This is a genomic window from Microcoleus sp. AT3-A2 (assembly GCF_036705685.1).
In the GTDB taxonomy this organism is placed as follows: Bacteria; Cyanobacteriota; Cyanobacteriia; order Cyanobacteriales; family Microcoleaceae; genus Microcoleus.
On the sequence record NZ_JAUBVF010000049.1, the window covers coordinates 1 to 19,674 of the forward strand.

The following is a 19,674-nucleotide window of genomic DNA, read 5'->3' on the forward strand; positions in this document are numbered from 1 at the left end:
AAAGGTTTCATCCTATTTTACCTTTTTTGGTCTACCCCCTTGACAATTTGCACTTTTTCTTAACTTGTCACAAATGACCTGATGTTGACTTTCCAACATTGCAGCAATCCGCTGCTTCAATACTTCCTCATCCACATAACAATAATTTCGGAGTTCCTCAAGTTTCTTCCTCGATAAATCGCCATTTTCCTCGCTAAAATTGTAGCTTTTAAATATTCGATCTTCTGTGGGTTTCCATCTCGGTCTGTCCATCACCATTTGCACTTCCGGGTCGCCTTCTATCCAGATAAATTCCTCAGTTTCTGGAGGATTCTCCACCACGGTAAGTGCTAATTTTTTAATTTGGGCAATCAGTTCTTTCACTCGCCTGTTCTCTGCGATATGCTGTTCTGCCAGCGTTTTTCGCAACTGTTCGGCAAGACGATAATTTGATTTAATAATTTTGTCGCTAGCTTTAATTAGACTGCGTTTAATTATTCGTAGTATGGGATTTTTTTTACCCAAATCATGAAGTTCTGGCAAGCCATATACCCCATCAATCATTTTTTCCAATTCTTCCTGTTTGGAAGGATCTGCCAGAAAATTTCGGAAGGCATAGAAGCTGCGCCCCTGATCGGATTTTCTAATTTCTTCATCGGCATCAATTACCTGTGCGACAACTAAACCCTTTCCCCCCTCCTCTTTTAGCTGTGCCTTTTTCACTTTGTCCGTGATTGCTTTAAAATTTTGCTCGACTTCTCCAAAGTCAGCAAGCAGCCGACGCGCCACATCATTAGCTTTAAGAAACCACTCTTTGAGCTTAGCTTCGCTGTAGCGCTCAACCTCACCAGTTTGTTCGATGGTGTCGATTTCTTTCTGAATGGCTGCTTTTTGTTTTTCTAATTCCTCCAAACGCACTGCTGGATCTTCTGTACTTTTAGTGACAATTTCTTTGAGCAGTGCAAATATCTCTAAAAACTGGGATTCAGTGCCAATAAACTCTCTCCTCTTCAAATCTTCCAGCCAACCAATCGCCCGATTAGTACCCGGTGCAAGTTCAAAAACTGGATCGTCATTTTTTGTTAAATAATATTTCTTCAAGAACTGATGATCGCTATTGCACCAGGTGTCCAGGTAAGTCTGTGCTTTCCTACAATATCGTTCTGGTTCATGTTCGCGCAGCTTCTCTAAATAATTTTCAAGTTTTTCTACGAGTTCTGATTGGAAAACGGTAATCTTATCTGAAGACTTGAACTGTAGATATAAAAAACTAATAATTAATGGTGCATTGTCAATTCTTAAAAGATTGAGACTAGGCTCATTTTTTAAGTCATATTCTATGCTGTCATGTTCCATATTTAAAGGATTATATTAACAATTTAATTGTCTTAAAGCTTGAAATTCAGTATTTACGAGTATGAGTTATGAGTGCTAGTAAATTTATTTTACCGCACACTGCATAACTCATAACTCTTGAAACTTAAACCTCGGATGCCCGCAATTGTCCGCAGGCTGCATCTGCTTCTAAGCCGCGAGAATACCGCACGCTAACTGCAATTTTCTTTTCCTTCAAAGTCGCAACGAAACTGTTAATTCGATTGGGAGTCGGTCGCTGATATTCAGCTTCCTGAATCGGATTGTAAGGAATCAAATTGACGTGACACTGAAAACCGCGCAAGTGAGTTGCTAACTCGGCTGCGTGTTCCGGCAAGTCATTCACACCTGCTAAAAGTACGTATTCAAAACTCAATCTGCGTCCAGTAGATCGCACATATTCCCGACATTCTGCGATTAACTCACCCAAAGGATAAGGGCGGGCGCTAGGAATTAACTCTTCGCGCAATCTTTGATTGGAAGCGTGGAGGCTGACGGCAAGGGTAACTTGCAGTTGATGTTCGGCTAGTTGGCTGATGCGATTGCGAATTCCTACTGTGGAAATGGTGATATTTCGCTGTCCAATTCCTACATCTTGATTCAAACACTTGACAGCAGCTACAACATTATCGAAATTCAGCAGGGGTTCGCCCATACCCATAAATACGATGTGGCTGACTCGGCGGCCGAAATCTTGCTGTACAGTCAAGACTTGATCGACAATTTCGTTTACTTCTAAATTGCGCTTGAAACCGCCTTTTCCGGTAGCGCAAAAGTCGCATCCCATCGCGCAGCCAACTTGGGCTGAGACGCACACAGTCAGCCGTTTATCGGTGGGAATGCCGACGGTTTCGATGATTTGACCGTCTGCTAATTTTAGAAGATACTTTACCGTGGCGTCTGGTGCGACCGATCGATAATGAATGGTCGATCGCCCGATCGGAATTTTAGCAACAGTCTCGCGCCACTGTTTCGAGAATACAGAAATGTCAGAGATCGATCGCGCACCTTTCTCATAAATCCACTGGTACAACTGCTTTCCCCGATAAGCAGGTTGCCCCTGCTGCTGTACCCACTCCGTTAACTCAGCTAAACTCGCCCCCAACAAGGGCGGAATTTTACCCGACTCAACAGCCAAAGCAGCAGTCTTGCGAGACTGATTCGCACCCTTGGAATTACCAGAAGAGTACACCTGAGAAACGGAAGTAGGAGACATAGGTCATCATAAAATTTAAAGCCACCCTCTATATTAAAACTTCTCGACCAAAGTGGCCGCCGATCGGTGACGAAATTGGCAAAATAGACTTGGGAAATATTTTCTGGCACTTAACTTGATGAGGATGACAACTGCTTGCGTAGCTTTCCGCATGGCAGTTCTATATACCTATACATTGCATAGGCTAATATAAGAGAAATCAGCATACTTATTACTCCTTGCAAAGCTACATAAATTTGAGGTAAATAAAGATAAACAGCCTTAATTACAGTATGGTGTACTAAATAAAGCGAGTATGAAAGCAAGCCAATAAACCGCATCCAATTCCAATTGAGAATTTGAAATACTCCCCAATCTGGAAAACGGATAGCAGCAATAAAAAGACCATGTAGTGCCAGACCTTGAATAGTGTAACGCACTGTACTTTCAAATTCACTAGAATCACATATAAACGACAAAATAATTACAGTAATTCCGGCTGGTAGTACGAAATACTTCCACAGTCTATCAGAGCCATAGGGAGTATCTAATACTGGGTTGCCATTGACCGCTAATGCACAGCCAAACAATATACTATCTATTCTCGTATCTGATAAAAAAATGATCCTATTCTCACCTGCTCCCATGCCAAACACTAGAAAACATCTCCAAATTAGAATAGCTAAGCAAATTCCCCAAATAATTAACATTTGCCTTTTGGGACTCACACGCATTTTGAGTAAACTTATGTAGAGAAAAGGGAAAAGACAGTAGAAGTGTTCCTCCACCGCCAGAGACCAATATACACCACTACCAGGAGCTACTCCGTAACCACCAGCAAAAGTTGCATAATAGTTATAATAATGGAGAGCCTGGCTTAAAAAACCTGGTAGTTGTATTTCTCCTTCAAGTACACCTATCAATGTCAAGGTAGATGCTACGAATAAGACTAGATAAAACACCGGCCAAATTCGCAGAAAACGTCGTAAAAAAAAATGTTTTAAATTAATGAATTGGTTTTGTTCATATTCACGCCTCAGCAAAGTTGTGATCAAATATCCGCTTAAAAAGAAAAACACTGTTACACCAAAGGGTCCAGGGAAAATCTTGTCGCCCCCTGCATGAGATAAAAAGACAATGAGAAAAGCAATCGTCCTAATTCCGTCTAAGGAAGGAATGTAAAATTTGGATGCTGTCACAATATTTTTTTTAAAGAATTATTTTTTGATGAGTGCATACTAACACCCATAGTTTTTTTATGTCAAGCCTCACTGATGCTTACAGCGTATCCCCGGTTTATGAAGTGCAGTAGGGAGACGGCAGTGCCTTGTCCCGGCGGGAATTGATCCATAAGCGTGTGTACTTCATCAACCTGCAACCTGCTGTATATTCCTGGACGCATTTCAAGGTAATTCTGTGATTCTGAGTGTAGCCTTTGAGTCCGTCGTGCCACGTCAACAAGGTTGCAATAACAAAAATCTCGACAACAAAGTTAATTTTTGGCAAAATTCCCCAAAAATTGCGTATAAATGACCGCAGCCACCTAAAATAAACTCTGTAGTTTGTTAAAGGGTATGCAAATTTGACAGCTTTCCATCACAATTAATGCAACTTTTATGGTGCTAAATATTCTTGCGCTGCCTTTAGGCTTTCAATTTACATCGCCGGGCCCAATTATCTTTCAACTCGGCCCCGTCACCATCCGCTGGTACGGGCTGTTGATAGCTTCTGCCGTCTTGATTGGGGTCAGTCTGTCCCAATACTTGGCCCAAAAACGCCGCGTCAACCCGGAATTGCTGGGTGATTTGGCAATTTGGCTGGTTCTGGGCGCTATTCCCTGTGCTCGAATTTATTACGTGGCTTTCGAGTGGCAGCAATACGCCCAGAGGCCAGAGGATATTATTGCGATTTGGAAAGGCGGAATTGCCATTCACGGGGCGATTTTGGGTGGCACGATCGCAGCTTTAATTTTTGCGAAAATCCAGCGAGTTTCTTTTTGGCAATTTGCAGATTTAATCGCGCCTTCGGCAATTCTCGGTCAGGCGATCGGACGCTGGGGAAATTTCTTTAACTCGGAAGCTTTTGGCGGTCCTACGGATTTGCCTTGGAAACTTTATATTCCGCCAAACAGCCGCCCGCCCGCCTACGCTAATTTTGAATACTTCCACCCCACATTTCTCTACGAATCCCTGTGGAATCTGACAGTATTTGGGTTGCTTATGACTTTATTTTTCTGCGATTTGCAGGGCAAAATTCGCTTAAAAATTGGTGCTTTATTTTTGGTTTATATCGCAGCTTACAGTTCGGGTAGAGTCTGGATTGAAGGGTTGCGAACTGATAGTTTGATGTTCGGGCCGCTGCGGACGGCACAGATGGTAAGCTTGACTGGGATTGTTTTAGGGTTGGGCGGGTTAGCTTGGCTTTATTTGCTTGATCGACCTTTACCCGATGTTGTCTCCCCGAATAGCGATCGGGCAAAGATCACTCCGAAATTGCCAGAGGATCAATAAAAAACCCCAGAGAGGTTAGTCTCTAGGGTTCAAAACCAGGGTGCATCTACCATCCCTTACTTCCAACCAAAATAGGTACATCCGGAAGCGTCCGTAAATTTAGCAAATTTTTTAGCAGCCATGAGTTTGACAGAGATTGAAGCCCTAATTCCAGGGGTATACATTGTAGGTGCAGGCCCGGGAGACCCGGATTTGTTGACTGTTAAGGCTCAAAAATTACTGGCTGCTGCCGATGTCATATTATTTGCTGATTCGCTAGTCCCAGAGCAAATTTTGCAGGGGGTACGCGCAGATGCTGAAGTGATCCAAACTGCGGATAAGACCCTCGAAGAGATTGTACCTTTGATGGTGGAACGAGTGCGCGACGGAAAAAGCGTCGTCCGTCTGCATTCGGGCGATCCCTGTCTCTACGGGGCCGTGGGCGAACAAATGCAAGCTTTGGCTTCCGCAGGAATTGCTTTTGAGGTAATCCCGGGAATTAGCGCTTTCCAACTTGCGGCGGCTAAACTTAAAATTGAGTTGACAGTTCCGGGAGTTGTGCAGACAATTATTTTGACGCGAATTAGCGGCAGAACTGAAGTACCCGAACGCGAAGAATTGGCGAGTTTAGCGGCTCATCAAGCGAGTTTGTGCCTGTATTTGAGCGCCCGCCATGTCGAAAAAGCTCAAGCTAAATTGATGGAACATTACCCATCGGATTTGCCGATAGCGATTTGTTATCGGTTGGGCTGGCCAGATGAAAAAATTGTGCTAGTTCCCCTTGACAAAATGTCCGTTGCTACCCGCGAAAATAATTTGATCAGAACGACAATGTACGTTATTAGTCCGGCCTTGGGAAAATCAGCAGAAGGGCGATCGCGCTTGTACCATCCAGAGCACGATCGGCTTTTCCGTCATTAGTCATTAGTCATTAGTCATTAGTCATTAGTCATTGGTTAGTTCCAATTACCAATGCCCAATTACCAATTACCAATGCCCAATGCCCAATTCCCCATTACCAATTACCAATTACCGAAAAACATGAGTGATTTAACTCGCCGACAATTTATCATTGTCACCGCATTAAGCGCCGGATTTACCTTAGCAGTTCACCCTATTGCGGCTGCCGTTATCAATACGGATGCTGCTGGTTTAGTTGCCGGTGAGGTAAAAATTCCTGTAAAAGACGGCTCAATTCCAGCCTACAGAGCAATGCCAGCCAGCGGCAGCAATTTTCCAGTAATTTTAGTAATTCAAGAAATCTTCGGAGTTCACGCGCACCTTCAAGATATTTGCCGCCGTTTGGCAAAATTAGGTTATTTAGCGATCGCCCCAGAAATGTTTGCCCGTCAAGGTGATGTTTCTAAACTCACCGAGGTTCAAGAAATTATTAGTAAAGTTGTCTCGAAAGTTCCTGACGAGCAAGTTATGTCCGATTTAGATGCTACCGTAGAGTGGGCACAAAAGTCAGGAAAAGGCAATACTAATAAGTTGGGAATTACAGGATTTTGCTGGGGTGGCAGAATTGTTTGGCTGTACTCTTCTCACAACCCAAAAGTCAAAGCTGGAGTGGCTTGGTACGGGCGTTTGGTTGGCGATTCTACGGCTTTAACTCCCAAACAGCCGATCGACATTGCAGCCAGTTTGAAAGTGCCCGTATTGGGGCTTTACGGCGGCAAAGACGAGGGAATTCCCAACGATACAGTCGAGAAAATGCGGGAAGTTCTCAAAACAGGCAGCAGCGGTTCCGAAATTGTGATTTATCCAGATACGCCGCACGGTTTTAACGCCGACTATCGCCCCAGTTACCGGGAAAAAGAAGCTGAGGATGCTTGGAAACGGATGCAAGATTGGTTTAAAAAGTATGGAGTTTCATAATAGTTTTGAGATTCCTTCGTTTTTCGCAACCCTTTACCCCTCGATGAGTTTTGAGTTCAGGACTTACGCACAACCTCTATGTGCAGGGTGTGCAATGCGCACCCTGCCCTCTCAAGATGGTGAAGAAGTCCCTCAAACGCTTGAAATCTCATAGCGGGCGATCTTTAAATCTGATTCTTTTAACACACCCTCGTCAATAAACTAGGTTTATTGGCGATTAGCAACAGCTAGGATGATGTAAAGCCGTTCGATCGCACCTTCACAGGGCTAGCATTGCCCACCTTACCGCTATAAGTAGTGCGTCAAACTACTCTTTGCCTAAGTCCAGAAGGCAGAGGTTCATAAACCCGGTTTATTCGTAGATGTGTAGTCGCCCAACCAGGATTTTTTCGTATAAACCGGGTTTATGAGGCAAGCACCCCTTATGATAATTTCTGCCCCTGGCAACTCTGCGAAAATCAAGCCATTTCTTGCTGAAATCCTTGACGAGATTTAGCTTTCATGCTGAATGCAAGAACACCAACTACCAGCATCAAAACAACAATTGTTCTCCAGTGAATCAAAAAAGGCAGACCCGCTGCTAAAAATATACGTCTCGGAAAAAAGAGTAGAAAAACTAAACCAATACTGGTGAGCAAAGCATTGCGGTTATTTCTAGAGTACAGCCACAGCGAGGTCAGAATCGGGAACAAACCTACATAATCGTAAACGTGAGTATATCCGAGGAATGTGAAGGATATACCCATCAGCAGAGCCAAGACATCTTCTCGATTAATTCTATTGCGGAACACCCACAGCAGAACCGCTAAAATTACTGCCACAATCTTGATAGCCGGTATCTTCAAGCCTAAAGAAGCAAAAAGACTTTCCATACCAACTTTATCTTGAAACCCCGGTTGATTGAAAGGCAAAGAGCTATAGCTATCTTGAATTCCTTGATGCCACGCTGCCAGGAGATCAACGGGTCCGCCGTACAGCACCAATGGGTAAGCGCTCATAATTGTAACAGTTGCGAAGGCTACAGCTAGTATTTTCCAGTTCCGTTCTAGCAAAAACCAAATACCGAGCAATAAGCATAGTTGCGGTTTAAAGCTGGCTACACCCAAACAGATTCCTGCTAATACAAATTTTTGCCGTTCGCTGAAGAACCAAGCAGCCATTGTGGCAGCAAAAGCAATCAAAGAAGTTTGACCCATCCACATAACGTGGGCAGTGAATGGGTTGCCGATAATTATGGCAGCCATCACCAAAATGCCGAGTTGGTTTTTACTATTATTTTGATGTTGGTTGATGGTACGAACAGTCATGAAAATAATAGCTGCAATTGACAGTAAGTTGAGTAAGAGCCAGACGAATTTGGCAACCGAGTAATCGAACAGACCGACAAACATACACAATGCCGCTGATGGAGGAGGATAAAAGAAAGCGGCATTTTCTAGACCGTCAATTTCCTTTACTCCTGCTACACTTTGAACGAGTAAATCGTGGTTGTAGGGATTTAAACCCTTAAGCCAAGCACGTCCAGCAGCGTAAAGGACGCCACCATCAGCATTGAGTTGACCGTCTCTGCCAATCCCTACTATGCCGAAACAAATGAGAGATAATATACTGACGCCTAAAAGACCTAAACCAAAGTTCCGCTTAAACGATTCTGTCATGGACTTATCTCCGGTTTTGCTAAGGGATTGAGCGACTACGTTGAGAGTGCAATATTAATAGCTAGAGTTTTAACACAGCATATAGTGAGTTGCCAAAAAATCAGATTAAGTTAATTTTAGTTAATAAAAATAAATGTTGCTGGAAGCGGAATATTTGGTATCAAAAATAGCAATATTGGCAGTCTCAGCATTCGGGCAGGTGCGATCGCCCTTAAGACAGGTGGGTTTGTGGGCCCGACATTGGTAAACTGAGCGGTGTAGAATTATCGATCGAACAGGTAAGCCCGTGCTAGACGAACAAGCTAAAAAGACCATCTTGCGGAAAATCCCTCACGGATTGTACATCTGCGGTGTCAAAGACGGGGAGGAAGTCAACGGTTTCACCGCTAGCTGGGTGATGCAATCTTCCTTTACCCCTCCCTTAGTTGTCAACTGCGTTAAGCAAGACTCCAAATCCCACGCCATGATCAAAGCCAGCGGTGTCTTTGCTTTGAGTTTCCTAGAAGCAGGGCAAAAAGAGTTAGCCCAGACATTCTTTAAGCAGCAGCGCCGCGTTGGCAATAAATTTGAGGATGTAGAATTTTATCCGGGCGCGGAAACTGGTTGTCCGATTATCTCGGATTCTCTGGGTTACATCGAGTGCAAAGTTGTCGGCGCTGTGGAACACGGGGATCACACGGTTTATGTGGGAGAAGTTGTGGCTGCAGGCGTCCACCGAGAAGGCAATCCGTTGCTGCTAGAAAGCACGGGTTGGAATTACGGCGGCTAAAGACTTGGCAGTTGGCAACTGGCAGTTGTCAGTTGGCAACTGGCAGTTGTCAGTTGTCAGTTGTCAGTTGTCAGTTGTTAGTTGTTAGTTGTTAGTTGTCAGTTGTTAAGGGAGGCGAGTTAAAATTAATAAAAAATCGGCGACAATCTTGTCGGTGTTTTCATCAGTTAAAATTGGTACGTGTACGAAAATACATTTGGTGCTAAGTTTAGAATGTGCAATGTGTTTTAAAACCGCATAATACAGGGCTTCGCAAACAAATTTTCCGGCTTCGTGACTGATTTCTGTTGCAGCTAAATCAGCGACTAGCGGTTCGAGATTAACTGCTGTTTTCAGAATGTCGCGATCGCAGCAAGCGCAAGATTCTATGGTTAATTTTTGCCGGCTTTCGGCCATGCCACAGCAGATAATAGTGTCAGGTTGGATATGGTTGATTTCGGCGATCGCTAAATTAGGTGCTAGCTGGAAATCTACTGGCAGTTTCCTCAAAAAAGTCAGGGAATCCGGCAAAGATTTGATCTGGGAAATCTTGGCTAATAAGTCGTCCGAAGAGTTAGATTGCTGATGGGGAAGCCAAGTATCAAATGAGGTCAGCAGGATTTTCGCCGTCATATTTGTGCAATAATACTGATATTGATAATATAAGGCAAGTAAGTCAATGTCTGTCATTGCAGTAGTAGACTATGACATGGGTAATCTGCACTCGGTCTGTAAAGGCTTGGAAAATGTGGGTGCAGTGCCAAAAATTACAGATTCTCCTGCTATAATCGAGCAGGCTGATGCGGTAGTTTTGCCGGGAGTTGGTTCGTTTGACCCGGCAATGCAGAATTTACGATCGCGCAATTTGATAGAACCGATAAAAAATGCGATCGCCTCGGGAAAACCTTTTTTAGGCATTTGTTTGGGTTTGCAAATTCTGTTTGAAAGTTCCGAAGAAGGTGTAGAACCGGGATTGGGCATTATTGCGGGAAAAGTGCGCCGATTTCGCTCGGAACCGGGTTTGACAATTCCCCACATGGGATGGAATCAATTGCAATTTACTCAGCCGGATTTGTCGCTGTGGCAAAATTTACCGTCTGATCCTTGGGTTTATTTCGTGCATTCTTATTATGTCGATCCGGTGGATTTGGAAGTGCGATCTGCAATTGTGACTCACGGTAGTCAAAACGTGACGGCGGCTATAGCTAAAGACAATCTGATGGCCGTGCAATTTCACCCGGAAAAGTCTTCGAGTACGGGATTGCAAATGCTGTCAAATTTTGTCAGTCTGGTTCGGGAAAAAGTACCTGCTTAGGTGGCATGAATATTGAAAAACCCGGTAAATTGCCGAAACCGGGTTTGACATTTTTAAAAGTGTTCTTCCTTCTTCCTTTTTCCCTCTTCCTTCTTCCCTCTTCCTTCTTCCCTCTTCCTTCTTCCTTCTTCCCTCTTCCTTCTTCCTTCTTCCCTCTTCCTTCTTCCTTCTTCCTTCTTCCTTCTTCCTAAATGAGTTTAAGAATCTCTGGCAATCGCCAAATCAAAACCCTGCCGGGACTCGCCACTCGCCCTACACCTTCGCGAGTCAGAGAAGCTTTATTTAATATTTGGCAAGGGACGATCGCAGATTGCAGATGGCTTGACATTTGTACCGGCAGCGGTTCGATGGGCGCAGAAGCTTTGTGTCGTCAAGCTGCGAGTGTCACTGGCATCGAACAGTCGGCGAAAGCTTGTGCGATTATCCGCGAAAACTGGGAGCAAGTAGCAGACTCGTCCCAAACATTCCAAATACTGCGGGGAAACGCGACGGCGAAGTTGGCGGCACTAGCGGGGCAGCAGTTCGATCGCATTTACTTCGATCCGCCCTACGCCAGCGACTTGTACGAACCTGTGTTAAACACGATCGCCAGCCAAGAAATGCTAGCACCAAACGGCGAAATCGCGATCGAACACAGCCCGGAGCGATCGACACAACCAATTTCCGGTCTAGAAATTTGCCGCCAGAAAATATACGGTAACACAGCATTAACTTTCTACACACGCAGTGCCTGATAGGCTACAACGGCAGTAGCGTAACTCTTGGAGAGAGAAATAAACCGGGTTTCGTGGCGTGGGCGCGCCCCGGTACTAAAAGTTTTTCCCTTGGGTAAAATACAAATTTTTCCGATGAGGTTAAGCTTTGTGCGTAGGTTGTCAGAGCAAGTTGCCTCAGCAATCGACGAAATAAATGGAGTTTAGGCTGAAAATAAAGCTTTCAGTTGTAACATGAACCCAAAGTGTGAGTGTGAATATTCCTAAAGGAGTGAATATGGTTCAGACACCTTCGCGCCCTCGTGGCAGCGACTTTCAAGCTGTTAACTCGGTACAGCCAGCCAAACGCGATACGATTCTGCTGGGAAATAGCCTCTCCCTGCCCAATACCAAACTCTTCGGCACAGACGGCATTCGCGGGAAAGTTGGAGAATTGCTGAATGCACCCTTAGCCCTGCAAGTGGGCTTCTGGGCTGGACAAGTTCTACGGCAACATTCCCCCAACCAGGGGCCTGTGATTTTGGGGCAAGACAGCAGGAATTCCAGCGATATGCTGGCAATGGCACTGTCAGCGGGTTTGACGGCCGCCGGTTTGGAAGTGTGGAATTTGGGATTGTGTCCCACTCCCTGCGTTGCTTATCTGGCAAGCGTTTCGGAGTCGGTCGGCGGAGTGATGATTTCGGCTTCTCACAATCCCCCAGAAGACAACGGCATTAAATTTTTCGGGTCAAACGGCTTCAAGCTGTCGCAGCAGTTGCAGGAACAAATCGAAGCGGGAATCCGGGGGGCAAAGGTTCCGGTTGCTAGCTTGGCTTGGGGACACCACTACCATCGCGCTGAGTTGGTTAAAGATTATGCCACTTCGCTTTGTGATTCGCTGCAAGAGATGAATTTGGAGGGAATGCGGATAGTTTTGGATTTGGCTTGGGGGGCGGCCGCGGGTTTGGCGCCGGCGGTGTTCGCGCAAATGGGGGCGGAGGTGATCTGTTTGCACGACTCTCCTGATGGATCTCGTATTAATGTTAACTGCGGTTCTACTCATCTCGACAGTTTGCAAGCGGCTGTTTTGGAACACAATGCCGATTTGGGATTTGCTTTTGACGGCGATGCCGATCGAGTTTTGTGTGTTGACAACCAAGGTCGAACGATTGACGGCGATTACATTCTTTATCTGTGGGGCCGGCAGTTGCGCGACTCCCAACAGTTACCATCCAATTTAATTATTTCTACTGTAATGGCTAACCTCGGCTTCGAGCGAGCTTGGGAAGAATTGGGCGGCAAACTAACTAGAACCAACGTCGGAGATCAGTACGTTCACGCTGAAATGCAGCGCACTGGTGCGATGTTGGGCGGCGAACAGTCGGGACACATTCTTTGTCCGCATTATGGTGTCAGCGGCGACGGTTTGCTAACAGCTTTGCATTTGGCTTCGCTGGTGCGCCAGTCCGGGCAATCTTTGGCACAATTGGTAAGTGGCAGTTTCCAAACTTATCCGCAGTTGTTGCGAAATATTCGGGTGGACGATCGCGAAAAACGTCTAAAATGGCACGAGTGCGAGGCAATGCAAAGTGCGATCGAACGTGCTACAACAGCAATGGGAGAACAGGGACGGGTTTTGGTTCGCGCTTCTGGCACTGAACCGCTAATTCGAGTTATGGTGGAAGCTGCCAGCGCCGAATTGGCTAATTTCTGGACTGACAATTTAGTTTTAGCCGTTCAGCAACACATAGCTATCTGATGGAAATGGGGAATTGCTAAAACTTTTGAATTTTGAGTCTTGATTTTTGAGTTAAAATCCTTTAATTCAAAATTAATCAATCAAAATTTCTAACTACTAATTTCGAGTTTTAATCAACTTCTCCAAAAATAACGAGGGGGGCAGGCATCCTGCCTACCCTTAACTTTATTTTCACTCAATTGTGCGATGATGATTTCTGTTGTGATACCCACCTACAACCGCGAGCAGCCCCTGCGAGAGACATTGGCTGATGCGATTCGGCAAAATTATCCGAATTTTGAAGTGCTAATAATCGATCAAACTCGCACCCACGAATCGGAAACTCAAGTTTATTTAGAGGAATTGGCAAATGCTGGCAAAATTCGCTGGTTTAGAGTAGATTGGGCGAGTTTGCCGGGAGCTCGAAATTATGCAGTGCGGCGCGCAGTTGGAGAGATTATTTTATTTATTGATGATGATGTACAGTTGCCAGAGGGTTTTTTGGCGGCTCACGCTAACAACTATTTAGAAAAACCCGATGTGGGATGTGTGGCGGGCAGGGTTTTTGACAGAATGAAACTGGATAATTCTGGAGGCGATTTGGCGATCGAATATTTGCCCTCAGAAGCGATGGATGCGGGCATTGCCTGGTATTTTATCGATTTGGTGCATACAGTCAAACCGCAGCAGGTGCTCTCGGCTAGAGGCTGCAATATGTCATTTCGCAGGCAGGTTTTTTCCGAGTGCGAGCTGAGGTTTGACGAGCGGTTTGCAGGCAGTGCGGTGCGGGAGGAGTCGGATTTTTGTTTGAGATTGCGATCGACTGGCATGAAAATTTGGTACGATCCCAATGCGTGTTTAGTTCACTTGGGGGAAGAAAGCGGCGGGTGTCACGATGTCAGTACGCGATCGATCGAATATCAAGTCACATTTTATCACAACCATTTCCTCATGGGATTGAAAAATTTAACAGCCTTTCAATGCCTGCGATTTTTCGCCAAACTTTTTGACTGCCACGTTTTGGGAAATCCACCTTGTTATAAAAGCGCCTCGCCCATTAAAATTATAACTAGATTTGCTTTTTATATCCTGGGTTTTCTCAGTGCTATAAATACAGTAATTCAATCTCTGTGGAATGATGGACAAAGTTATAGCCATCAAGACAAGATTAACGATCAATAATTACCTATTCCCCATTCGCCCTTCCCAATAAATGAGAATTCTCGTGGCTAGTCACACCTATATTGTGGACATTAATCGGGAAAAATTCAAGATATTAGCCAACCTAGAACCCGATATTGAAGTAACAGTTGTAGTGCCGCAGCGTTGGAAACCCGGAGGCGTACAAAATAAAATTATAGAAACGCAATTTTATCAAAAAGGCTCATTTAAAGTAGTCCCAGTCTCCAACTTTAGTCAAAATAATCAAGGTTTGCTAACTTTTGGTACAGATTTAATTCAACTTCTGCAAGAAATTAAACCGCAGATAATTCAAGTTGAACAAGGTGCAAAATCTCTCGCTTGCGCTCAGTTGATTTTACTAAATAAACTGCTAAGACTGCAAGCAAAAAATATATTATTTACTTGGTGGAATCTGCCTTATCAATTGAATTGGCCGGTTTCAGTCTTAGAAAATTACAATCTTCAGCGCACTGACGGAATTATTGCAGGCAACCTAGATGGAGCTACAATTTTGCGGCAGCGGGGCTATCAAGGTGCGGTAAAAGTAATGCCACAACTCGGAGTAGATGAAACTTTGTTTCGCCGCACTGGTAAAGACGTTGATTTATCGCGTAGGTTCGGCATTGAACCGACCGATTTTGTGGTAGGATTTGTAGGGCGATTTGTCGAAGAAAAAGGACTGCTAACTTTAGCTGAGGCCTTGGCAGGATTGAAAAAAAGCTCTTGGAAGTGGCTGTTAGTAGGACAAGGAAAATTGCGGACGCACCTCGCCGAAAAATGTATTGAATGGGGAATCAGCGACCGAATAATCTGGGTAGAAAGCGTTTCCCACGAAGAAATTCCCCCCTACATTAACTTAATGAACTGTTTGGTATTGCCTTCGCAAACCAGCTATAAATTCAAAACTTTGACCACTGTGGGCTGGAAAGAACAATTCGGTCATGTTTTAATCGAAGCAATGGCCTGTCAAATTCCGGTTATTGGTTCCGACTGCGGGGAAATTCCCCACGTCATCGGCGATGCGGGGTTAATATTCCCCGAGGGAAATGCAGGGGTTTTGCGAGAGTGTTTACAGCAATTGATGGAGCGGCAGGAGTTGGCGGCCGATTTGGGCGATCGGGGCTATCATAGAGCGATGAGCAATTATACAAATAAAGCTTTAGCTGAGCAGTTATTGGAATTCTACAAAGAATTGTTGTAACTTTTAGCTATAATGCGAGTGTTAAATAAAAACAGTAGTAAATGTCTATTCCTCCCGACATACGCTCTTTGGTTAACGAACTCTACCAGGTACTAGACGATAGCGATCGCCAAGCAACGCTGGGACTTTTTGCACTTAGAAGAGCAATGTCTCTTTTTCCCCAGAATGAAATACTGATGCAATATTTTTCTTCCATCACGAATTTTCAATTCAACGTAGCAGGTACTCGCTTACAAGCAGAGCACATGGTGGGCAATGTATTGATGGCTGGTGTGCCCGATGAAGATGTTCAAAAAGCAGGAGATTATGTAGCAGCCTTGCTACAGATGGCTCCAGAATCTAAAATTATGATAGACAAAGTAGTTGAGAGATTAGAAGCATTGCCATGAAACAATTACCAGATGAAAGCCAACTCCTGGAAATCCTTGAAATTGTGAAAGCCGCTGAAGCCAAAGCCAGTGAGATGTATGAATTTTCCAAGAAAATATCTCACAATACCCAAATTACAGCAACAAAGAGAGAGGAAGCTGAACAGCTAGAGGGGCAGCCTTTTCCAGATAATTAAATTTGTAATGGGAGATGTTGGTATGTTGATTTAAATAACTATCCCCCATGCGAATTCTCCAAATTATCCCTTCAATTTCCCTCGTCTACGGCGGGCCGAGTCAAATGGTACTCGGACTTTCTGCAGCCCTCGCGGCCAAAAACATTGATGTGACGATTGTCACCACAGATTCTAACGGAGATATCGGTCAACTTCCCTTAGATGTTCCTCTGAATGAACCAATACAACAAAACGGTTATCAGATTATTTATTTCCGCTGTTCTCCCTGGCGCAGATATAAGTTTTCACTCTCGTTATTGCAGTGAAAGTTTCAGGGCTTAAGCATGGGGCGGCTAGAAACCCGCTTTCTACGAGTTTTGCGACGAGTCAGGAGAAATATACGAAGAAATCGGGTGTTTGAGGTCTTTTGATGATCAGATGTATGTACTGCCAAAATTACTCATCAATCAGGAATAAAACTGTTAAGTTCTTCGACTAGCAAATGTACTGTTGTTGAAGGATTGTCAGTTTCAGGATTGGGGCGATTGTATTCCTGTAAAAGCCGTTTTGCGTGTTTAATTGCATCCTGCTGTTTGTCTTTTAGTTCCTCATAAATCGTCTCGCTGTTTTTCTTATACTCGTGTCCCAATAACTTGGTTAGCATATTTTGATAATCCTGGCGAGAAATTCCCGTATTATAAAAATGGAAGTGCAGCAAATACCACAATTCAAAAGCATCATTTGAATAAGCTACGTCAATGCCGTTATTTCTTGCAAGAGTTATGGCTGAATTAAAATTTTGCGAGTCGTTAGGATTTTTAGGGTTTTTATCGCGATCGAACACACACCAAAATCGGTCTTTTTCGTCGGATTCTGTGTCGTTTTTTAACTCAATAGCTTTTTCTACTAAACTCTTCGTATTTTTTCCTTCTCCTTTGATATCCAGCTTAATTACCTTTGTGTCTACCGGGAAACTTCTAAAATAGTTGGGTTCTGTTTTCTCACCTTCGCACACGATTAAAAACCATCTTCTAGTTTTAACCTTTCTATTGTAGTAATCAATATTTGTTTTTCTAGACGAACTTTTTTTATTCATGAAGTTCACCTATTAGTTCTTTGAAATTACCAATAAAAGGGATAGCTCCATACTTACCCATAATGTAATCGCGCTCAAGTGAGGCATCTTTTCCTACTTTATACTCTACCAAAGAGTACAAATCAGTAGCGCCCTTGTTGTCCTTTTCGGTAAACCATATTTGATCCTTGCGAAAAGTCTTGCTGCTGAGCAAGTTTGTGTCGTGTGTCGTGAATATAAGCTGTGCGTTGTGCGGATTAGTCTCGTTAGAATTGAATAAGCAGATTAATTCGCGAGTAATCAGCGGATGCAGTCTGGCATCAAGTTCATCAATTAATAAAATCTTTCCTGTCCTTAAAGTATCCAGAAGAATGCCTGCTAATGCAAACAGTTTGTTTGTTCCCTCGGATTCATGCTTTTCGATATCGAATAGTACCTTAGAAGTCTGCTTACCGTCAGCATCATATTTTGGGTGAAGTGTGTGCACGTGCACCGTAGTTTTGGTTTCAGAGTTAGGGTATAAATTACCGTAGGAGCCACCGTATTTTGCTGTATTATTAGAAATAAAAAATACAGGAGGTGGAATATTAATCCTGATCTCATCAATACCTAAAATACCTAAGTCTAATTTTTTGATAAATTCAATAATATCGTGTCTGTGCCCAGCATTCTCCAAAGACTCCAAGGTTTGCTTGCGGTATTCTCTATCTTCCAAGCCTGATATCAATTGCAAAGTTTTACTGAACCACAGCAATATTTTGCCAGAAATTTTACCATTAAATTGTGCGACTACAGAAAGAAATAAAGCATTACTTCGGGTTTTATCGCTAATGCCTTGTCCCTCTGGGAAATCATCTAATATATAATTATCAAAATCCCGTTCAAAAAGCATTTTTTCTTGACTGTCATCAGCTTGAAATAGCCACTCAGAAACAACTTCCCGCGCGTTCACCTCAAAACCGTACCTAAAACTTTTGTCTTCTAGTAGAAAAACGATTTCAAAGAAAGACGGCTCTTTTTCTGTCTCCGTACTTAGCCTGAATGCTTCAATATCGATCGCCTCTGAAACTTGCGTTTCTTTGGATGAGTTGAGGACAAACCATTTCATAAAGTTAATAGCATCGATAAGATTGCTTTTGCCGCTTGCATTAGCTCCATAAATAGCAGCACTTTTGAGTAAGCTTAACTTATCATTAATTGGGAATACATTATTTTCGTTCAGCTCTTTGTCTTCCTCAGTAATTGACGAGGCTACCATGCTGAGGGTGACAGTTTCTTTAAAAGATTTGTAGTTGCCGAGGCTGAATCCAATCAGCATAACTTGCCTCCGATCGCCTAAATTAGTATAACGTGCAAATTTTGCAATTCTTTCTATGATAACACAACCATCTACCTCAGCTAACACTGAGTGCTAACCATGCGAATCCTCCAAATTATCCCCTCAATTTCCCTCGTCTACGGCGGGCCGAGTCAAATGGTACTCGGACTTTCTGGCGCCCTCGCGGCCAAAAACATTGATGTGACGATTATCACCACAGATTCTAACGGAGATATCGGCCAACATCCCTTAGATGTCCCCTTAAATCAACCAATAAAACAAAACGGCTATCAGATTATTTATTTCCGCTGTTCTCCGTTTCGTAGATATAAGTTTTCTCTGAGTTTATTGCAGTGGTTAAATGAAAATGCGCGACAGTTTGACCTGGCTCACATTCACGCTCTTTTCTCACCAGTAACTACCCTGGCGGCTACAATTGCAAGATATCATCATTTGCCGTACATTATCCGTCCCTGCGGTATGCTTGACCCCGCCGACTTGCAGAAAAAAAAGCGCTTGAAACAGATTTATGCCACGCTTTTAGAACGCCCTAATTTAGCAGGGGCAGCCGCAATTCATTTCACAAGTAAAGAAGAGGCTAAAATCTCAGAAAGATTTGGTTTGGGCAGCACAGACAAGGTGCCTGTACCACGGGATTTGGTGATTCCATTGGGGGTGACAGCAGGTTTGTTTCCTAAGAGATTGCGAGAATCTCAAGTGCCAATCATCTTATTTATGTCGCGAATTGAACCTAAAAAAGGGCTTGATTTGCTAATTCCAGCATTAGAAAGTATTTTAGGATCGGGCATAGAGTTTCACTTTGTTTTAGCTGGTTCTAATCCCCAAGATGCTGATTATGAAACACAAATTAAAGTAAAAATTCAGAATTCAAGCTTAGCAAAATACACAACCATAACTGGCTTTGTGAGCGGTGATTTAAAAGTTGAACTATTGACAAAAGCTGACTTATTTGTATTGCCTTCTTATTACGAAAACTTTGGTATTGCTGTAGCAGAAGCGATGGCAGCCGGTGTACCTGTCGCCATTTCCGATCGCATACATATTGCGGAAGACATACAGCAAGCAGAAGCTGGGTGGGTGGGGCCTTTGGAAGTAGGGGCGATCGCCAATTCAATCAAATCAGCACTTCTGAATCCACAGGAGCGCCAGCGGCGGGGATTGAACGGCAAAGAGTATGCCAAAAAGCATTATAACTGGGATGCGATCGCCCAACAAACCATCGATGCTTACCAGCACATTTTGTCATCGATTAACTAATCCAACAGCG

The 19,674-nt window shown here is 43.8% G+C and carries 21 protein-coding genes; 14 read left to right on the forward strand and 7 right to left on the reverse strand.

Translation table 11 applies throughout. The features are described from left to right. Positions 1 to 12: 12 nt before the first annotated feature. The 3 genes from QUB37_RS22080 to QUB37_RS22090 form a co-directional block, all read right to left on the reverse strand. Positions 13 to 1,335 (reverse strand): DUF3375 domain-containing protein, encoded by a 1,323-nt coding sequence (locus tag QUB37_RS22080; protein WP_333166131.1) that lies wholly within the window; start codon positions 1,333 to 1,335, stop codon positions 13 to 15. Between the two features lie 124 nt (positions 1,336 to 1,459). Further along, a complete protein-coding gene (rlmN, locus tag QUB37_RS22085) occupies positions 1,460 to 2,569 on the reverse strand; it encodes a 23S rRNA (adenine(2503)-C(2))-methyltransferase RlmN (RefSeq protein ID WP_333166133.1) in 1,110 nt (369 codons plus the stop codon). Positions 2,570 to 2,679: 110 nt separating this feature from the next. Then, positions 2,680 to 3,747, reverse strand: a complete 1,068-nt coding sequence (locus tag QUB37_RS22090) for an acyltransferase (protein ID WP_333166135.1) — start codon at positions 3,745 to 3,747, stop codon at positions 2,680 to 2,682. 417 nt (positions 3,748 to 4,164) lie between these two features. On the opposite strand from QUB37_RS22090, the gene lgt reads away from it, so the two are divergent. The 3 genes from lgt to QUB37_RS22105 all read left to right on the forward strand — a co-directional run bounded on the left by lgt (position 4,165) and on the right by QUB37_RS22105 (position 6,915). Next, positions 4,165 to 5,058: a prolipoprotein diacylglyceryl transferase gene (gene lgt / locus QUB37_RS22095; protein ID WP_333166137.1), complete on the forward strand. Its 894-nt coding sequence runs from the start codon at positions 4,165 to 4,167 to the stop codon at positions 5,056 to 5,058. Positions 5,059 to 5,178: 120 nt separating this feature from the next. After that, a complete protein-coding gene (gene cobM / locus QUB37_RS22100; protein WP_333166141.1) occupies positions 5,179 to 5,958 on the forward strand; it encodes a precorrin-4 C(11)-methyltransferase in 780 nt (259 codons plus the stop codon). Positions 5,959 to 6,009: 51 nt separating this feature from the next. Then, complete coding sequence (locus tag QUB37_RS22105; RefSeq protein ID WP_333166143.1) at positions 6,010 to 6,915, forward strand: dienelactone hydrolase family protein; 906 nt, start codon at positions 6,010 to 6,012, stop codon at positions 6,913 to 6,915. Between the two features lie 458 nt (positions 6,916 to 7,373). Here QUB37_RS22105 and QUB37_RS22110 read toward each other — a convergent pair whose 3' ends face one another. Further along, the gene (locus QUB37_RS22110) at positions 7,374 to 8,573 is read right to left on the reverse strand and encodes a glycosyltransferase family 87 protein (protein WP_333166145.1); all 1,200 of its coding nucleotides are present in this window, start codon (positions 8,571 to 8,573) and stop codon (positions 7,374 to 7,376) included. Positions 8,574 to 8,859: 286 nt separating this feature from the next. Here QUB37_RS22110 and QUB37_RS22115 point away from each other — a divergent pair, with 286 nt between their 5' ends. Further along, entirely contained in the window at positions 8,860 to 9,342 is a 483-nt protein-coding gene (locus QUB37_RS22115; RefSeq protein WP_333166147.1) for a flavin reductase family protein, read from the forward strand. A 105-nt stretch (positions 9,343 to 9,447) separates the two neighbouring features. Here the strand turns inward: QUB37_RS22115 and QUB37_RS22120 are convergent, their stop codons facing one another. Then, positions 9,448 to 10,011, reverse strand: coding sequence for a pyroglutamyl-peptidase I family protein (locus QUB37_RS22120; protein ID WP_445251275.1), 564 nt, complete (start codon positions 10,009 to 10,011; stop codon positions 9,448 to 9,450). On the opposite strand from QUB37_RS22120, the gene hisH reads away from it, so the two are divergent. The 9 genes from hisH to QUB37_RS22165 all read left to right on the forward strand — a co-directional run bounded on the left by hisH (position 10,001) and on the right by QUB37_RS22165 (position 16,319). Further along, a complete protein-coding gene (gene hisH, locus QUB37_RS22125; RefSeq protein ID WP_333166149.1) occupies positions 10,001 to 10,636 on the forward strand; it encodes an imidazole glycerol phosphate synthase subunit HisH in 636 nt (211 codons plus the stop codon). The genes QUB37_RS22120 and hisH overlap by 11 nt on opposite strands. 5 nt (positions 10,637 to 10,641) lie before the next feature. Continuing rightward, a complete protein-coding gene (locus QUB37_RS22130; protein WP_333166151.1) occupies positions 10,642 to 10,827 on the forward strand; it encodes a hypothetical protein in 186 nt (61 codons plus the stop codon). Beyond that, positions 10,828 to 11,370: a 16S rRNA (guanine(966)-N(2))-methyltransferase RsmD gene (rsmD, locus tag QUB37_RS22135; protein ID WP_333166153.1), complete on the forward strand. Its 543-nt coding sequence runs from the start codon at positions 10,828 to 10,830 to the stop codon at positions 11,368 to 11,370. Between the two features lie 256 nt (positions 11,371 to 11,626). Continuing rightward, positions 11,627 to 13,087, forward strand: a complete 1,461-nt coding sequence (gene glmM / locus QUB37_RS22140; protein ID WP_333166155.1) for a phosphoglucosamine mutase — start codon at positions 11,627 to 11,629, stop codon at positions 13,085 to 13,087. 186 nt (positions 13,088 to 13,273) lie between these two features. Continuing rightward, a complete protein-coding gene (hpsN, locus tag QUB37_RS22145) occupies positions 13,274 to 14,248 on the forward strand; it encodes a hormogonium polysaccharide biosynthesis glycosyltransferase HpsN (RefSeq protein ID WP_333166158.1) in 975 nt (324 codons plus the stop codon). A 31-nt stretch (positions 14,249 to 14,279) separates the two neighbouring features. Then, positions 14,280 to 15,449, forward strand: coding sequence for a hormogonium polysaccharide biosynthesis glycosyltransferase HpsO (hpsO, locus tag QUB37_RS22150; RefSeq protein WP_333166161.1), 1,170 nt, complete (start codon positions 14,280 to 14,282; stop codon positions 15,447 to 15,449). A gap of 41 nt (positions 15,450 to 15,490) precedes the next feature. Next, positions 15,491 to 15,838: a hypothetical protein gene (locus QUB37_RS22155; protein WP_333166163.1), complete on the forward strand. Its 348-nt coding sequence runs from the start codon at positions 15,491 to 15,493 to the stop codon at positions 15,836 to 15,838. Next, positions 15,835 to 16,014, forward strand: coding sequence for a hypothetical protein (locus QUB37_RS22160; protein ID WP_333166165.1), 180 nt, complete (start codon positions 15,835 to 15,837; stop codon positions 16,012 to 16,014). The genes QUB37_RS22155 and QUB37_RS22160 overlap by 4 nt, the downstream gene beginning before the upstream one ends. A 47-nt stretch (positions 16,015 to 16,061) precedes the next feature. Beyond that, positions 16,062 to 16,319 (forward strand): hypothetical protein, encoded by a 258-nt coding sequence (locus QUB37_RS22165; RefSeq protein ID WP_333166169.1) that lies wholly within the window; start codon positions 16,062 to 16,064, stop codon positions 16,317 to 16,319. A gap of 137 nt (positions 16,320 to 16,456) precedes the next feature. On the opposite strand, the gene QUB37_RS22170 is transcribed toward QUB37_RS22165, so the two are convergent. Both QUB37_RS22170 and QUB37_RS22175 read right to left on the reverse strand, forming a co-directional pair. Next, complete coding sequence (locus QUB37_RS22170) at positions 16,457 to 17,089, reverse strand: RloB family protein (protein WP_333166172.1); 633 nt, start codon at positions 17,087 to 17,089, stop codon at positions 16,457 to 16,459. Then, a complete protein-coding gene (locus QUB37_RS22175; RefSeq protein ID WP_333166174.1) occupies positions 17,082 to 18,473 on the reverse strand; it encodes an ATP-binding protein in 1,392 nt (463 codons plus the stop codon). The genes QUB37_RS22170 and QUB37_RS22175 overlap by 8 nt, the downstream gene beginning before the upstream one ends. A 12-nt stretch (positions 18,474 to 18,485) precedes the next feature. Between QUB37_RS22175 and hpsP the strand changes: the two genes are divergently transcribed. Continuing rightward, complete coding sequence (hpsP, locus tag QUB37_RS22180; RefSeq protein ID WP_333166177.1) at positions 18,486 to 19,664, forward strand: hormogonium polysaccharide biosynthesis glycosyltransferase HpsP; 1,179 nt, start codon at positions 18,486 to 18,488, stop codon at positions 19,662 to 19,664. Positions 19,665 to 19,674: the final 10 nt, after the last annotated feature.

Excerpts from the sequence above, each read along its gene's own strand:
- QUB37_RS22080 (WP_333166131.1), bottom strand. The coding sequence starts at position 1,335 with ATGGAACATGACAGCATAGAATATGACTTAAAAAATGAGCCTAGTCTC.
- rlmN (WP_333166133.1), bottom strand. The coding sequence starts at position 2,569 with ATGTCTCCTACTTCCGTTTCTCAGGTGTACTCTTCTGGTAATTCCAAG.
- lgt (WP_333166137.1), top strand. The coding sequence starts at position 4,165 with ATGGTGCTAAATATTCTTGCGCTGCCTTTAGGCTTTCAATTTACATCG.
- cobM (WP_333166141.1), top strand. The coding sequence starts at position 5,179 with ATGAGTTTGACAGAGATTGAAGCCCTAATTCCAGGGGTATACATTGTA.
- QUB37_RS22105 (WP_333166143.1), top strand. The coding sequence starts at position 6,010 with ATGCCCAATTACCAATTACCAATGCCCAATGCCCAATTCCCCATTACC.
- QUB37_RS22110 (WP_333166145.1), bottom strand. The coding sequence starts at position 8,573 with ATGACAGAATCGTTTAAGCGGAACTTTGGTTTAGGTCTTTTAGGCGTC.
- hisH (WP_333166149.1), top strand. The coding sequence starts at position 10,001 with ATGTCTGTCATTGCAGTAGTAGACTATGACATGGGTAATCTGCACTCG.
- QUB37_RS22120 (WP_445251275.1), bottom strand. The coding sequence starts at position 10,011 with ATGACAGACATTGACTTACTTGCCTTATATTATCAATATCAGTATTAT.
- QUB37_RS22130 (WP_333166151.1), top strand. The coding sequence starts at position 10,642 with ATGAATATTGAAAAACCCGGTAAATTGCCGAAACCGGGTTTGACATTT.
- rsmD (WP_333166153.1), top strand. The coding sequence starts at position 10,828 with ATGAGTTTAAGAATCTCTGGCAATCGCCAAATCAAAACCCTGCCGGGA.
- glmM (WP_333166155.1), top strand. The coding sequence starts at position 11,627 with ATGGTTCAGACACCTTCGCGCCCTCGTGGCAGCGACTTTCAAGCTGTT.
- hpsN (WP_333166158.1), top strand. The coding sequence starts at position 13,274 with ATGATGATTTCTGTTGTGATACCCACCTACAACCGCGAGCAGCCCCTG.
- hpsO (WP_333166161.1), top strand. The coding sequence starts at position 14,280 with ATGAGAATTCTCGTGGCTAGTCACACCTATATTGTGGACATTAATCGG.
- QUB37_RS22155 (WP_333166163.1), top strand. The coding sequence starts at position 15,491 with ATGTCTATTCCTCCCGACATACGCTCTTTGGTTAACGAACTCTACCAG.
- QUB37_RS22160 (WP_333166165.1), top strand. The coding sequence starts at position 15,835 with ATGAAACAATTACCAGATGAAAGCCAACTCCTGGAAATCCTTGAAATT.
- QUB37_RS22165 (WP_333166169.1), top strand. The coding sequence starts at position 16,062 with ATGCGAATTCTCCAAATTATCCCTTCAATTTCCCTCGTCTACGGCGGG.
- QUB37_RS22170 (WP_333166172.1), bottom strand. The coding sequence starts at position 17,089 with ATGAATAAAAAAAGTTCGTCTAGAAAAACAAATATTGATTACTACAAT.
- hpsP (WP_333166177.1), top strand. The coding sequence starts at position 18,486 with ATGCGAATCCTCCAAATTATCCCCTCAATTTCCCTCGTCTACGGCGGG.